Raw genomic sequence first — 13,526 nt, forward strand, 5'->3', positions numbered from 1 at the left:
GGCAAAAATTGCCGCCTTTCGGCGGTGCCGGGCGTTCTAAAAGAGTTAACGAAAAGTTTATGCAGGATTGGTGCCGCGGCGTTGGGGCATCATTTGCCCGAATGTCTGTGCGGTGCAGGCAGGCATGAAAAAAGGCGAAGCGCATTTTTACGCTTCGCCTTTTTGATCCTGTCCCCGGGATGTGGATCGGGGCTGTCTTATTTTTTGTCGGATTTGCCGCCGCCAGCAAGATTGTTAAGCTGCGCCTGCATGGCTTCAAGCTGGTTTTTAAGCTCATCGAGCGAGGCATCCGATTTCGCACCTGTTGGCGCAGTCGGCTTTTGCGGGCCTTCGCCGGTGGGTTCGCCGTTTTCATCCTGCATGAAGGGCGAGAACATTTTCATCGTCTGCTCAAACAGCGCGATATTCTGTTTGTTCATTTCCTCGAACTGGCCGAACGGGAACATGCCCTGCATGGTACCCTGCATATATTCGCGCATCTGTTCCTGGTTATGGCCAAAGGCGCGCATCGCCTGTTCAAGATAGCTTGGCACCAACCCCTGAAGGCTGTCGCCATAAAAGCCGATCAATTGCCGCAGGAAGCTGATAGGCAGAAGGTTCTGCCCCTTGTTTTCTTCCTCGACGATAATCTGGGTAAGGACCGGACGGGTGATGTCTTCGCCCGATTTCGCGTCATAGACAACAAAGTCGGTATTGTCTTTGACCATCTGCGAAAGGTGATCAAGCGTCACATAGGAACTGGTCGCCGTGTTATACAGGCGGCGGTTCGCATATTTCTTGATAACGATGCGGTCCTGATCATCTGATTTCTTGGTGGTCATGGCGTCTTTCCTGCTTCCCTGTTTCCCGGACGTTTGTCTGGCGAACATTCGGTGGTGTCTTTCCACCTGCTTTGCGCCCCGATAAATCACGTGATCGAATTTACGATGTTGCGCAGCATTTTCGATTTTGCATTCGCTCAGAAGACCAAGAGAGTGCCGTGATTTTTCCAATGTGTCCAGTATTCAACGCGAAGTGCAGTGCGAAAAACAACTCCGGATGTCGTTTGCTGCAATACAGCACGGGAATTCGTTTTCCCTGGCCCGCCAACATTCTATAGTGGTCTGCAAGACAAATGCTTTGCATCAGGGAACAATAAAGGTGTCGCCGATGGCCCAAAGGAAGAACGGCGGAACAGACGGCCCGGACCTATCCGAAAACGAAAGTGCTGCGTCATCAGAGGCCGATGACGAACGGCTCGACCAGCTTGCCCGCCAGTTCTTGGAGCTTTGGCGTGAACAGGTCGCCGCGACCGCCGACGGCGCAACCGCGGCCAGCGCCATCGGGCGTCTTTATGCATCGCTCGGGGCGGACACCACCCGCATGGGCGAGGGGTTTGAAGCCTGGGGCAAGCTGATCGGTCAGATGGCGATGGGCCAGCACCCGGCTGCCAGCCCCGGAAATCCAGTCACCAACCCGATGGGTGATGCCATGGCCGCTGCCAACCCGCTGCAAGCCATGATGGATCAGATGGCAAAGGCCGCGCGTGAATTGCCGGCGTCCCCCTTTGCCGGCATGCCGTTCGCGCCCGATATGTCGGCGATGGCCGGCATGAGCGGGATGGCGCCAAAGCCGGGTGCCACCAAAGCCAAACAGGCGCCTGCGGCCGGGGGTTCTGATGCGGCGGCCGCAGACGCATCCGATAAAGACGGCGCGGAAACATCCACGGCCGACAAGCCAAAGAAGACTTCCAAAACCAAACGTGCTGCAAAAAATGCTGCAAAGGGGCAGGGGAAGAATGATCAGTCCGCCAAAACAAAAGCCGCTTCCGCCAAAACGCGAAAATCAGAGGCGGGCGGGGCCAAGGCCGCTTCCGATGCACATGGCAGTCGAGATGACGAGCTGGCTCAGCTCGCGCGCCGCATTGCCGATCTTTCTGAAACAATTGCTGCCCTGGAAGCCGGAACTGAAGGATCAGGCGGAACGTCTTCTGACGGAACTTGAAGCCTATCATCCAGACGATGTCGCCCAGGCGCTGGACCGTGTCGCCTTTGATCGCCATGCCGGGTTCCATGACGGCGTGCGGTCGTATCAACGCCATCCCTATCGCCGCCCGCGCGATCAGGATCGCGAAGACCTGCCGATCATATGGGAAGAGGGCTCAACACGGGTTTATGATTATGGCCCGACTGCCGGGGACAAGGCTGATGAGGATGGCAAGGTCGTGCTTTTGGTGCCGTCGCTGGTTAATCGCGGCTACATCCTTGATCTCAATGAGAAACGCAGCTTTGCGCGCTATCTCGCGAAATCTGGCTATCGCCCGCTTCTGGTCGAGTGGGGCTATCCCGGCATGGATGAGGCCAATTTTGGTCTGGATGATTATGTTGCCGGTCGACTGGTGACGATCCTTCAGGACGTGGCGGATATCAATGGCGGGCCGGTGCCGGTGGTTGGCTATTGCATGGGCGGGGTCTTGGCCCTTGCCGCAACGCTTCTCGATCCCGCACAGGTTTCAAAGCTTGTCCTGCTGGCAACCCCATGGGACTTCATGGCGGCCGGCCCGACCCAGTCGCGTATTGCGGCCGCCTTCGCGCCTTCATTGCCGCAAATGCTGGCGATCCATGACACGCTGCCTGTGGATGTGTTGCAAAGCCTGTTTGCCAGCCTTGATCCCTTCATGATTGGCGAAAAGTTCCGCCGGTTTCAGGCCATGGCGATGGATTCCGCCAAGGCCCATGATTTCGTCGCCCTTGAAGACTGGCTCAATGATGGCGTGCCCTTGCCGCGCCGGGTTGCGGTCGACTGTCTGATCGGCTGGTATGTCGAAAACCGCCCAGCCAAGGGGCAGTGGCAGATCGATGGCATAGACATCAATCCGGCCGATTTGTCCTGCCCGGTGCTGACCGTGATCCCGGAAAATGATCGCATCGTCCCGCCCGAAAGTGCGCAGGCCCTGTTTGATGCCTGCCCCGAAGACGTGCGCGAGGAACTCCATCCGTCCGCGGGGCATATCGGCATGATGGTCGGATCGCGCGCGGAAAAATCCACCTGGAAGCCGGTCGCCGACTGGCTGGCGAAAAAGGATTAACCGCGCGACTGTGCTTCTGGTGCAAACGGCGCGCTGATTGTGCCAAGGCGGTTTGGGATCAGACCCAGCATCTTGTGAGTCAGCTCGTTATAAGCCTGCTGCCCATGACCCAGCGGGTCGGCAATGTTGCCGTCGGGATCAAGCATCATGACCTCGGGCGGGGTCTCAAGCGCCCAGTGCAGGATCTTTTCGGCAATCGCTTCGCCCTGCCAGGTTTCCATGACAAACACCAGATTACAGCTTTCCAGAAGCTCGCGCGTGACCCCTTGGCTGGCGTGACTGTCGGTAATGCCGATTTGCGCCAGCGCCACTTCGGCTTCCGGGGTGATCGCATCCCCTTCGCGGGCATGAATACCCGCTGACAAAACACGTACCGGCAGGCCATGCAGGCGCACATAATGGCGCGCCACAGCTGCGGCAATTGGGGATCGGCATGTGTTGCCCGTACAGGCAAAAAGAACGGTAAACATCAATCGGCCTTTCTAGTGACTGAACACTTTGGCCAGAAAGGCCTTGCTGCGCGGGGATTGCGGATCATCGAAAAAGGCATCGGGGGCGGCCGCCTCGACGATCTCGCCGCGATCCATGAACACCACTCGATCAGCCACCCGGCGGGCAAAGCCCATCTCATGGGTGACACAGATCATGGTGATCTGCTCGGCCGCGAGATCGACCATGACATCAAGCACCTCCTTGATCATTTCCGGATCAAGGGCGGATGTCGGTTCATCAAACAGCATGATCTTGGGGCCGATACAGAGCGTGCGGGCGATGGCTGCACGCTGCTGCTGGCCGCCTGATAACTGGTGGGGATATTTGTTGGCCTGGGCTGCGATATTGACCCGCTCGAGATATTCCAGGGCGGTGGTCTCGGCCTGTTTGCGCGCAATCTTGTGCACCCACATCGGTGCGAGAACGCAGTTCTCCAGAATGCTGAGATGCGGATAAAGATTGAATTGCTGAAACACCATGCCGGTCGATTTGCGGATTTTAGCCAATCCCTTGCCATCCTCGCGGATCGGGGTGCCAGCGATTTCGATATGTCCTGCCTGATGGCGTTCAAGCCCGTTAATGCAACGTATCAAGGTCGATTTTCCCGATCCCGACGGGCCGCAAATCACCAGACGTTCGCCTTCTGGGATCGAAAGCGAGATGTCTTTAAGAACCTGAAACTCGCCAAACCATTTGCTCATGTCGCGGATGGCGATCATGTCTGAATGGGTGGTTGTTTTTGGGTGTGCTATCGCATTCACAGTCGTTTTCATCCCTGTTGGCGCTTGCCCAAGGCAGGCGGGCTTTTAATCTTTTTGGGGAGTGATGTGGAACCGACACGCACACAGCACACAGTTTCGGGGAGGCAACTGTCGTCGTGCCGGTTCCACAGGCGCTTAGCGGATCGGATCGGGGTACAGCAGACCGCCATCCTTGCTCAGCGCATTCACCGTGCCGCTGCGATCCATGCCAAAGGTGGTTTCCGTACCCAGATGGCGCTCATAGACCTCGGCATAGTTGCCGACCTGCTTGATCACCTGATAGCTCCAATCCGCCGGAAGGCCGATCTGCTGAGCCATTTCACCGGCAGCTGATTCAGCTGAGAGAAGGCGGACAACACCCTTCGGCTGGTTTTCAAGATCGGCCATGATGGCATCGACATTTTCCGAGGTAATGCCCATTGCCTCGGCATTGAGCATCACCTGGAAGGCCCAATAAATTGCCGTCTCAAGCGATGCGTCCGGACGCGACAGGATGGTCAGCGGCTCATTGGAAATTACTTCCGGAAGGATGGTGTAATCACCCGGATTTTCCGAAAGCAGTCGGTCGGAACTTAGTGCCGTGCGGTCGCTTGCCATCACATCGCACTTGCCCGAGAAGAAGGCCTGCAGTCGGGCCGATTTGTCGGCGATGTTTTCAACGCGGTATTCGATGCCGCGATCACCAAACCAGTCGGCAATGTTCAAAAGCGTGGTCGAGCCTTCCTCGGCACAAACGGTTGCACCATTAAGCTCGGCCGCACTCGTGACACCAAGTTTCTTTGGGATCATGAAGCCCTGACCGTCATAGAAGGTCGTGGCAACAAACCGCATGCCCGGGTTGGCATCACGTGTGCCGGTGCGCGTGATGCTGCGCGATGCGATATGCGCGCCTTCGGCCACAATGGTTTTCATGCTGTCGGAAAAACCGATGCCGCGAATGTCGGCTTTTTCGGCGTCACCAAGAATGGCCGCCGCCGCCATGCGGCAGAAGTCGGTGTTAAAGCCCTGATAGACACCCTGGCTGTCCGGAACCGAAAAGCCCGGCGAGTTGGTGTTGACCAGACAGATAAGACTGTCATCGGTTTTGATCTGGTCCATGACCGGACCAGCATGAACCTGGGTCACAAGACCCGCGAGAACTGCAAACGCAGCCGGCAAGACGAAACGCACTTTCATTGTTAGGCTCCCTGTTAAAATGCCCTACGAAGTTCTTCTCTCCAACCATCTGCTATAGGCAGACAGGCACCAGCAGGTCGCCAGGAACCAAGCCCCTACAAACAGATGTGCTTCCAGGCCGTAGCGCTGCCAGACAGGGTCGCTGAATGACATTTTCGCAGTGGCCATGATGTCGTGAATGCCGATGATGACGACGAGTGAGGTGTCCTTGTATGCGCCAAGAACCGTGTTCAGGATCTCGGGCATGGCGACCTTGATCGCCGGCGGCAAAATGATCAGCCGCGTCTTTTGCAGCCAGTTAAGCCCCTGACTGTCCGCCGCCTCATATTGTCCCGTGGGTACGGTCTGGAGACCGCCACGAATGGACTCGGCAAAATAGGCAGAATGGAAAATCACCAGCGCGATCATGGTGGTGATCAGCGGGTTCAGCGTGATGTCATCGGGCAGTGTCAGGGGCACAACAAACAACCCCAGAAACAGCACCATGATCATCGGCACACCGCGCACCAGTTCGATCCACAAAACGGCAATCGCGCGCACCGCCGGCAGTTGATCCTGATGGCGTGCAAGCGCAAGCACGATGCCCAGCGGAAAGGCAAAGACCAACCCGAAGATCGACAACATCAGCAAGACCGGCAGCCCGTTCCAGCGTTCCGGCTGCACATATTCAAGCCCCGGCACCCCGCCGCGCATCAAAAGCGTAAACGCAATCGAAAGCCCCACCCAAAGCCAGACTAGACGTGTGTCCTGCCAACGCGGCACCATCGATGCCCCAACCCCGCCCAGCAACAACATGCTGGCAACAAGCGGCCGCCACTGTTCGTCCCACGGATAGGTGCCAAACAGGATCAGACGATGTTTCTCGACCAGAAACGGCCAGCAGGCCCCGGTTGCCGCATTGCAGGCATCGCGATTCCCCCATGGTCCGACGGCGCTTAGCAGCAACCAGTCAATCGCGATCCAGCCAAGCGTGGCGATAAGGATCAGAAGAATCACCGACAGCAAACTGTCCCGGACCGAGCCAAACAGGCGATTGCGCAGCTTGTTTACCCGGCTGATTTTCGGCGGTGATTTTTGCGGGGTCAGGACGGTCTGTTCCATGCTCACGCCCTCACTGCCATGACGCGGGCGTTATAGACATTGACCAGCCACGACACGATCAGGCAGATGCCCAGATACACACACATCGAAACCGTCATCAGTTCGATCGGGCGGAAGGTCTGATTGATCGATGTCGTCATCACCGACACCAGATCGGAATAACCGACAGCCAATGCGATCGATGTGTTCTTGGTGATGTTGAGATACTGGTTGCCCATGGATGGCACCGCCGCCCGGATGGCTTGCGGCAAAATCACCAGCCGCGTCATCTGCGCAAAGCTGAGCCCCGATGCCTTGGCGGCTTCAAATTGCCCGACCGGGACCGACTGGATCGCGCCGCGGACGATGTCGGCAACCTGACCACCGTGATAGATCGAAAGGGCCAGGACCAATACACAGAACTGCACCGAAATCCGCCCACCACCGGCAAAGTCAAATCCCTTAAGCTCTGGCCATGACAGCGGATAGCTCGTGGTGCCCAGCAGGGCGGGGGTGCCAATCAAAAGCACTGCGCCCAACGTCACTGGCCAGAAAACGGGAAAACGTTTGCCGGTTTTGTCCTGCACCCGTGTTGCCACCTGACCCAGCAGAACAATGGCAATCGGCCAGGCAGCAATCACCAGAAGCAACCAGTAAAGGCCGACGCCTTGGGTGATAATCGGAAAGTAAATCGCCCGGTTTGAAATATGGATAATCTCAAATAGCGACCAGCTTTCGCGCACTACCGGCAGGGCCGTCACCATCGCCAGATAAAGGGCGAGCAGGATCAGAAGTTTGGGCAGGTTGCGCGTGATCTCGATGTAAAAGGCCGCGACCCGCTCGCCAAGATAATGGCCGCTTGATCGCAGGATCCCCATCAGCACCCCGATCACTGTCGCACCGATAATGCAGCAGATCGCAAGCGTTACGGTATTGATCACCCCGGCAAGGATCACGCTGGCATAGCTGCTTTCCGATGACACCGACAGCAGGCTTTCGCTGATATCAAATCCGGCCTGACCCGACAGGAAATCAAACGACAGTTTGATATTCGATTTCGCCAGGTTCGCCTCGATATTGCTGGCAAGAACATAGCCCAGCCAGACGAGGGTGCCGACGACGACGGCCTGCCAGAAAAACTGTGATCTCAGAACACGCATGCGTGTATCCATTCCCTGATGCAATTGTTTTGTGCATTGCAACCAGTATGCTTGTATACAGCTATACAGTAAATGACTTTTCTATGACATTCCGCAGGGATAGGGACCTGTGGCGGGATGTTGTGGGACGGAAAATCGCAGTTATCAGCGGTTCTGGCGGGAAATAAAAACTCTTGTCATTGCCTTTATGGATGCATACATGTACACCTCCTTCGGGCGGTCTGCGTCCGAACGGGTGCCAAATTTACGGCACTTTGGGTCATCGACTCCGGTTTCTGCCGGTTTCCAAAACAAGAACAGAACCTATGAGCACCTCACAGAAATCCGGCGTTGATATTATTTACGAAGCCATCCGTGAACGCATTTGCCTTGGCGTCTATGCCAGTGGCGATGTTCTCTATGAAGGGGAACTGGGCAAGGAGTTCGAGGTCAGCCGCACGCCGATCCGTCAGGTGCTTCAACGTCTCGCTTATGAAAAGCTCGCCGTGGTCAAGGTGGGGGTTGGCACCACGGTGCAGGACCAACCGCTTGCAGCCCAAGTGCAGGGTCTTAAAATCCGCGCGGGCATTTATCGTATTGTCGATGATCTTGCCATCACCGAAACGCCCGCGGATATCGAGGCCTCCGTCGCACCGCTTTATTACCGGGTGTCACGCTTGTCAGCCGGGGCAGGACGGGAAAAATTCTGGAGCATCCTGCGCGATGTCCATCACCTGACCGCAAGCCTGATCGCCGATGATGTCCTTAAGCGCACCGATGACATGCTGTTTTATCGCACTGTGCCCGGACTGGTCCGCCAGGCCGCACAATTCCCGGAGCTCGCCACCAGCCTGATCCGGACAGAATTTGATCGTCTGGTCGATCCGATTGAAAAGGGCGACTTCAAGGAATTCTTCCGGGTGCAGTCCGAAACGCTTCTGACCTTCTGTGATCTGTTGGACCTCAAAGACGGGCACTAGGTCGATGTCGGGCAGGGCGTCTTAGCTTTCAACGCGCGCCAGCAAAAAACGTTTCTGTTCATCACTTTCAATGGACTCACTATTGATCGCCTGAACGGTCTCAATGGCGATCTCCGCTGCCATGCCACGCTCGATCAGAAGGAGCGCTGCGATCGTCCCACTACGCCCATAGCCAGCCAGACATTGCAAAACAATGCTGTTGCCCTGGTCAAGGCTGGCATGAAGTTGTGGCGAAATCTTTTCCCAACCGCGCAGGAAATTGGCATCGGGTTCGGCATAATCATCAACGGCAAGATGATGAAAGGCGATGTCTGATTGCCGGGCCAGTTCGGCGATATCCACAATTGCATCCGCCCCGACCTCATCATCGGTCATCAGGCAGACATAGTGAGTCGCCTGATGATGGCGAAGGTCGCGGATCGCGGCCTTACAGCGCGCAAAATCCATCCCAAGCGCGCCGCTTGGCCCAATATCAAAGCCCGGCACCGCCATCTGAATAATGCCCTGCGCGTGGCCGGTCTGGACCGGCAGGATGGCGCGGATATAGCTGTCATGCGGCATGGCTGTGTGATGCGACCCTGATGGATAAAGCTTTGAATACTCTACACATGCAAAGAACCGCGACAAGCCTGCTTCTAAAATGGAACCACGGCTGCTGCCTACTCCGCACTTTCTGTGGCAAGTTGCGCCCGCTCTGGCGCCCAGCGCAGCGTCAGGCGGGCAAGCAGCGCGATGATGATCAGGGTCAGGATCACCCGTCCCACCAGCACCACCCAGATATCTGCCCCGAGGGCGAGCATTATCGCCGTATCCTCGATCAGGGAATGCGATAGCGACAACCAGCTGAGCGACAGGAAAAGTGTCCGTGGCGGATAATTGTTCTTGCGCGCCTCATCAATGATCAGCGCCCCGCCATAGGTAATGCCGAGTAACACCCCAATCGTGGTTACCGGTGCCACATCGCGCGAGATCCCGGAAATGCGCAGCATCGGCATCATCGCCTGTGTGATGCGGGCGGTGATCCCGGTTTTCTCAAGGATATCCAGCAGGACCAGCAACCCGACAATCACGCCAAACGTCACCAACAGCGATTTGACCATCTGCATCGACCAGTCGATCCATCCTGCCAGACCGCTGGCGGCACTGGTGGGTTCCCCAGCAACCATCCAGGAAAAATCAACCGGCTCGGACAGCCAGCCGGTCATGTCACTGATCCAGGTCACCAGCGCGCCATAGGCAATCGCCGCACCCACGCGAAGGGCGGTGGTTGCCCAGAAACTCGCCCCGGCGCGTTTGACAATCGCCTGCTCGACCGGAAGTCCATGGGCAAACAACATCATTGCGCACAGCGCGCTTAGCTGTGCCGCCGTCATATCAAGATGGGCTGCCAACCCGACAAAGGCGCCAACCGCGCCGTACATGCTGACTAGCATACAGGTCGCCCAGATCAGCCCGGCCTCGGGCGGCAAACCGATCAGCGCCATCACCGGGGTCAGCCAAGCGGACACCAGATCAACCGCCCCGAATTCCTCGGCAATCCGCGCGATCACCATCACCGGCAACATCACCTTGATCAGGGTGATGAAAAGCTTCTGGCTGCGGTTGATCAGATCAAAGGCATAGCGAAGCATGGGGCGGCAATCCGTCTTTGGCGTCTTTAAAATCGTCGGTTCTCATCGGCAACACGGCGTGGGGCGCCGGGGCCAAGCAGCTCTTGGTCGCAACGTCTAGCGTGGCCGCCCAAGTCTGTCGAGGAGCGCGATCATGCCACGGGTTCTCGATTTTCGTGCAGCGTATTTGTGCATCTTCGTGCAATATGGCGGCGTTATATTGCCAGATGACGCTGTGGAGTTGCGCAAAATGCCCGAGCTGGATCGGATCGATACCAAAATCCTGCGCCAATTACAGGAAAACGCCGATATCCCCAATGCCGAGCTGGCCGACCGGATCGGGCTTTCGCCTTCAGCCTGTTTGCGTCGGGTGGCGAAGCTTCGCCAATCGGGCATCATCCGCAAAACCGTCGCGGTGATTGATCCCGCAAGCGTCGGTCGCCCGCTTGGCGCTGTGATCAATCTTGAATTCCATCGTCACGGCAATCAGTTCCGTCAGGATTTCATTCGCAAGGTCCGCGACCTTGATGCCGTGCGCCAATGCCATGTCGTCACCGGCGAGGTCACCGGTGTCATGATCCTGCAGATGCGCGACATGGCCGAATATACCGCGCTTTGCGAAACGCTGTTTGATGCCGATGACAATATCGTCTGGTATCGCACCTATATCATCACCGAAACGCTCAAGGATGAAATGGGACCGGCCTTTTAGGTGGCGGCATCTCCTTGGGTGCATATGGCTGATAAATCGAAAATATTCGTGACATAGTCCTTAAAGTTGCGACTTGGGCTTGCGATTCTGCCGCCATAGGCACACACTCTATGTATCATTTGTCCACTTGCGTGGTGTGGCGTTTCGCCCATCGGTTGTGCGTCTTTGACTGACCCGAAAGTGGTAAGCATCAGCGCTTGGAAATTTGCTGCGGTGCGATAAGATCAAGTCTGGATCTGAGCAAGGCCCGTAACGACCTTTGCCCGATCTTTGGAAACGTAATCAGGATTAATCGGAGGATCTCATGACCGACGTCGTAATTGTGGGTGCCGCACGGACACCAATCGGCGCATTCAGTGGCACGCTGGCCAATACCCCGGCGCATGATCTGGGTGCTGTTGCCATCAAGGCTGCCCTCGAACGCGCAGGCGTCGAAGGCGACGCCGTAGATGAAGTGATCCTTGGTCAGGTCCTGACAGGTGGGCAGGGTCAGAACCCGGCGCGTCAGGCCGCCATTGGTGCGGGCATTTCGGACCGCGCCACCGCGTTTCTGATCAACCAGGTTTGTGGTTCGGGCCTGCGCACGGTCGCACTCGCCGCCCAGCAGATCATGACCGGTGATGCCAACATCGTTGTTGCTGGTGGTCAGGAAAACATGTCGCTTTCAACCCATGTCGCGCATCTGCGCAACGGGCACAAGATGGGCGATGTCAAATTCATCGACAGCATGATCAAGGATGGCCTGTGGTGTGCCTTTAACGGCTATCACATGGGCAACACCGCAGAAAACATTGCCAACAAGTGGGGCATTTCGCGCGAAGAGCAGGACGCATTTGCTGCAGCCTCTCAGAACAAGGCCGAAGCTGCCCAGAAGGCCGGTCGTTTCAATGATGAAATCGCGGCCGTGACCATTCCGCATCGTAAAGGCGACATCGTCTTTGATGCTGATGAATATCCGCGTCACGGCGCGACGGTCGAAGGCATGGCCAAACTGCGCCCGGCCTTTGACAAGGAAGGCACGGTGACCGCGGGCAATGCATCCGGCATAAATGACGGCGCCGCCGCCCTTGTTGTGATGTCAGCAGACGAGGCCGCCAAACGTGGCCTGACTCCGCTTGCGACGATCAAAAGCTGGGCCACTGCCGGTGTTGATCCGGCGATCATGGGCTCCGGCCCGATCCCGGCCTCGAAAAAGGCCCTTGAAAAGGCCGGCTGGTCGGCGGCCGATCTTGATCTGATCGAGGCCAACGAAGCGTTTGCCGCCCAGGCCATTGCGGTGAACCGCGACATGGGCTGGGATACGGACAAGGTCAACGTCAATGGCGGTGCGATTGCGCTCGGCCATCCGATTGGCGCTTCGGGCGCACGTGTCTTCACCACGTTGCTCCATGAAATGCAAAAACGCGATGCGAAAAAAGGTCTGGCGACGCTCTGCATCGGTGGCGGCATGGGGGTTGCGCTTTGCGTTGAACGCTAAGCGGGCTTATGCCGACAATTGAATAGCGCGGGGCGTCCTCTTGACGGGGATGCCCCGTTTGCATTGATGCAGCATTTGCTGCGGTGCGACGAAAGACTAAACCGTTTTACAGACATCGATGATGGAGGAGTAATAAAATTACATATATAACGCTTTTTATGGATTAAAGTTACGCAAGTCGTAGAAGGGCAAACTACGGAAATCGTGACGATGACATGTTTAACGACACGTTTGATGAACGGAGTTTAGGGAGGCGACCATGACAAAAACAGCACTGGTAACCGGTGGAACACGCGGTATTGGCAAGGCAATCAGCCTGTCGCTTAAGGATGCGGGTTACACCGTGGTGGCGAACTATGCCGGCAATGACGAGGCCGCCAAGGCCTTCACCGATGAGACCGGCATCGCGACCTATAAATGGAGTGTCGCGGATGCTGATGCGTGCGCCGAAGGCATCGCCAAGGTCGAAGCCGAAGTCGGCCCGGTCGATATTCTGATCAACAATGCCGGCATCACCCGCGACGGCTTCATGCACAAAATGGAGACCGAGCAATGGAATGCGGTGATCGACACCAATCTGAGCTCGCTGTTTTACATGACCAAACCGGTCCTTGAAGGCATGCGTGCGCGCGGCTTTGGCCGGGTTGTGAATATCTCCTCGATCAACGGCCAGGCCGGCCAGTTCGGCCAGACCAACTATTCCGCCGCCAAGGCGGGGGTACATGGCTTCACGAAGGCTCTTGCCCAGGAAGTCGCGCGCAAGGGGATTACGGTCAACACCATCGCACCTGGTTACATCAATACCGACATGGTGGCCGCTGTCCCGGAAAAGGTCCTTGAAGGCATTATTTCCAAAATCCCGGTCGGCCGTCTGGGCGAAGCAGACGAAATCGCACAGGCGATCCTCTATCTCTGCGGCCCGAATTCCGGTTTCATCACCGGCTCCTGCCTGTCCATCAATGGCGGCCAGCATATGTTCTGATGCCGCTTGTTGGCGTTACCCAAAACACCCCGCAGAATTTGCGGGGTGTT

At 56.9% G+C, this 13,526-nt stretch carries 14 protein-coding genes; 6 read left to right on the forward strand and 8 right to left on the reverse strand.

Features of this window, described 5'->3' with window-relative positions; all coding sequences use genetic code 11:
* Positions 1–197: 197 nt before the first annotated feature.
* Positions 198–821, reverse strand: a complete 624-nt coding sequence (gene phaR / locus ACXAIA_RS12120) for a polyhydroxyalkanoate synthesis repressor PhaR (protein ID WP_475349553.1) — start codon at positions 819–821, stop codon at positions 198–200.
* A gap of 328 nt (positions 822–1,149) precedes the next feature.
* On the opposite strand from phaR, the gene ACXAIA_RS12125 reads away from it, so the two are divergent.
* Both ACXAIA_RS12125 and ACXAIA_RS12130 read left to right on the forward strand, forming a co-directional pair.
* The gene (locus tag ACXAIA_RS12125) at positions 1,150–1,983 is read left to right on the forward strand and encodes a hypothetical protein (RefSeq protein WP_475349554.1); all 834 of its coding nucleotides are present in this window, start codon (positions 1,150–1,152) and stop codon (positions 1,981–1,983) included.
* Positions 1,874–3,067 carry an alpha/beta fold hydrolase gene (locus ACXAIA_RS12130; RefSeq protein WP_475349555.1) on the forward strand — a complete coding sequence of 398 codons (1,194 nt, stop codon included), beginning with the start codon at positions 1,874–1,876 and terminating at the stop codon, positions 3,065–3,067. The genes ACXAIA_RS12125 and ACXAIA_RS12130 overlap by 110 nt, the downstream gene beginning before the upstream one ends.
* Here the strand turns inward: ACXAIA_RS12130 and ACXAIA_RS12135 are convergent.
* From ACXAIA_RS12135 to ACXAIA_RS12155, 5 genes are all read right to left on the reverse strand, one after another.
* Entirely contained in the window at positions 3,064–3,537 is a 474-nt protein-coding gene (locus tag ACXAIA_RS12135) for an arsenate reductase/protein-tyrosine-phosphatase family protein (protein ID WP_475349556.1), read from the reverse strand. The genes ACXAIA_RS12130 and ACXAIA_RS12135 overlap by 4 nt on opposite strands.
* A 12-nt stretch (positions 3,538–3,549) precedes the next feature.
* Complete coding sequence (locus tag ACXAIA_RS12140; protein ID WP_475349597.1) at positions 3,550–4,278, reverse strand: amino acid ABC transporter ATP-binding protein; 729 nt, start codon at positions 4,276–4,278, stop codon at positions 3,550–3,552.
* Positions 4,279–4,455: 177 nt separating this feature from the next.
* Positions 4,456–5,496: a type 2 periplasmic-binding domain-containing protein gene (locus ACXAIA_RS12145; protein WP_475349557.1), complete on the reverse strand. Its 1,041-nt coding sequence runs from the start codon at positions 5,494–5,496 to the stop codon at positions 4,456–4,458.
* Positions 5,497–5,520: 24 nt separating this feature from the next.
* On the reverse strand, positions 5,521–6,597 hold the full coding sequence (locus ACXAIA_RS12150; RefSeq protein ID WP_475349558.1) for an amino acid ABC transporter permease: 1,077 nt from the start codon (positions 6,595–6,597) through the stop codon (positions 5,521–5,523).
* A gap of 2 nt (positions 6,598–6,599) precedes the next feature.
* Entirely contained in the window at positions 6,600–7,736 is a 1,137-nt protein-coding gene (locus tag ACXAIA_RS12155; protein ID WP_475349559.1) for an ABC transporter permease subunit, read from the reverse strand.
* A gap of 305 nt (positions 7,737–8,041) precedes the next feature.
* Between ACXAIA_RS12155 and ACXAIA_RS12160 the strand changes: the two genes are divergently transcribed.
* Positions 8,042–8,695 carry a GntR family transcriptional regulator gene (locus ACXAIA_RS12160; RefSeq protein ID WP_475349560.1) on the forward strand — a complete coding sequence of 218 codons (654 nt, stop codon included), beginning with the start codon at positions 8,042–8,044 and terminating at the stop codon, positions 8,693–8,695.
* A 21-nt stretch (positions 8,696–8,716) separates the two neighbouring features.
* On the opposite strand, the gene ACXAIA_RS12165 is transcribed toward ACXAIA_RS12160, so the two are convergent.
* Positions 8,717–9,256, reverse strand: a complete 540-nt coding sequence (locus tag ACXAIA_RS12165) for a phosphatase domain-containing protein (RefSeq protein ID WP_475349561.1) — start codon at positions 9,254–9,256, stop codon at positions 8,717–8,719.
* A 98-nt stretch (positions 9,257–9,354) separates the two neighbouring features.
* Positions 9,355–10,326: a nucleoside recognition domain-containing protein gene (locus ACXAIA_RS12170; protein ID WP_475349562.1), complete on the reverse strand. Its 972-nt coding sequence runs from the start codon at positions 10,324–10,326 to the stop codon at positions 9,355–9,357.
* 133 nt (positions 10,327–10,459) lie between these two features.
* Between ACXAIA_RS12170 and ACXAIA_RS12175 the strand changes: the two genes are divergently transcribed.
* The 3 genes from ACXAIA_RS12175 to phbB all read left to right on the forward strand — a co-directional run bounded on the left by ACXAIA_RS12175 (position 10,460) and on the right by phbB (position 13,476).
* Positions 10,460–11,017: an Lrp/AsnC family transcriptional regulator gene (locus ACXAIA_RS12175; RefSeq protein ID WP_475349563.1), complete on the forward strand. Its 558-nt coding sequence runs from the start codon at positions 10,460–10,462 to the stop codon at positions 11,015–11,017.
* 304 nt (positions 11,018–11,321) lie between these two features.
* The gene (locus tag ACXAIA_RS12180) at positions 11,322–12,494 is read left to right on the forward strand and encodes an acetyl-CoA C-acetyltransferase (RefSeq protein ID WP_475349564.1); all 1,173 of its coding nucleotides are present in this window, start codon (positions 11,322–11,324) and stop codon (positions 12,492–12,494) included.
* A 259-nt stretch (positions 12,495–12,753) separates the two neighbouring features.
* On the forward strand, positions 12,754–13,476 hold the full coding sequence (gene phbB, locus ACXAIA_RS12185; protein ID WP_475347040.1) for an acetoacetyl-CoA reductase: 723 nt from the start codon (positions 12,754–12,756) through the stop codon (positions 13,474–13,476).
* Positions 13,477–13,526 lie beyond the last annotated feature (50 nt).

The organism is Thalassospira sp. ABL2_045 (assembly GCF_056161285.1).

Coding starts and splice junctions, on each gene's coding strand:
- phaR (WP_475349553.1), bottom strand. CDS start 821: ATGACCACCAAGAAATCAGATGATCAGGACCGCATCGTTATCAAGAAA.
- ACXAIA_RS12125 (WP_475349554.1), top strand. CDS start 1,150: ATGGCCCAAAGGAAGAACGGCGGAACAGACGGCCCGGACCTATCCGAA.
- ACXAIA_RS12130 (WP_475349555.1), top strand. CDS start 1,874: ATGACGAGCTGGCTCAGCTCGCGCGCCGCATTGCCGATCTTTCTGAAA.
- ACXAIA_RS12135 (WP_475349556.1), bottom strand. CDS start 3,537: ATGTTTACCGTTCTTTTTGCCTGTACGGGCAACACATGCCGATCCCCA.
- ACXAIA_RS12140 (WP_475349597.1), bottom strand. CDS start 4,278: ATGATCGCCATCCGCGACATGAGCAAATGGTTTGGCGAGTTTCAGGTT.
- ACXAIA_RS12145 (WP_475349557.1), bottom strand. CDS start 5,496: ATGAAAGTGCGTTTCGTCTTGCCGGCTGCGTTTGCAGTTCTCGCGGGT.
- ACXAIA_RS12150 (WP_475349558.1), bottom strand. CDS start 6,597: ATGGAACAGACCGTCCTGACCCCGCAAAAATCACCGCCGAAAATCAGC.
- ACXAIA_RS12155 (WP_475349559.1), bottom strand. CDS start 7,736: ATGCGTGTTCTGAGATCACAGTTTTTCTGGCAGGCCGTCGTCGTCGGC.
- ACXAIA_RS12160 (WP_475349560.1), top strand. CDS start 8,042: ATGAGCACCTCACAGAAATCCGGCGTTGATATTATTTACGAAGCCATC.
- ACXAIA_RS12165 (WP_475349561.1), bottom strand. CDS start 9,256: ATGCCGCATGACAGCTATATCCGCGCCATCCTGCCGGTCCAGACCGGC.
- ACXAIA_RS12170 (WP_475349562.1), bottom strand. CDS start 10,326: ATGCTTCGCTATGCCTTTGATCTGATCAACCGCAGCCAGAAGCTTTTC.
- ACXAIA_RS12175 (WP_475349563.1), top strand. CDS start 10,460: ATGCCACGGGTTCTCGATTTTCGTGCAGCGTATTTGTGCATCTTCGTG.
- ACXAIA_RS12180 (WP_475349564.1), top strand. CDS start 11,322: ATGACCGACGTCGTAATTGTGGGTGCCGCACGGACACCAATCGGCGCA.
- phbB (WP_475347040.1), top strand. CDS start 12,754: ATGACAAAAACAGCACTGGTAACCGGTGGAACACGCGGTATTGGCAAG.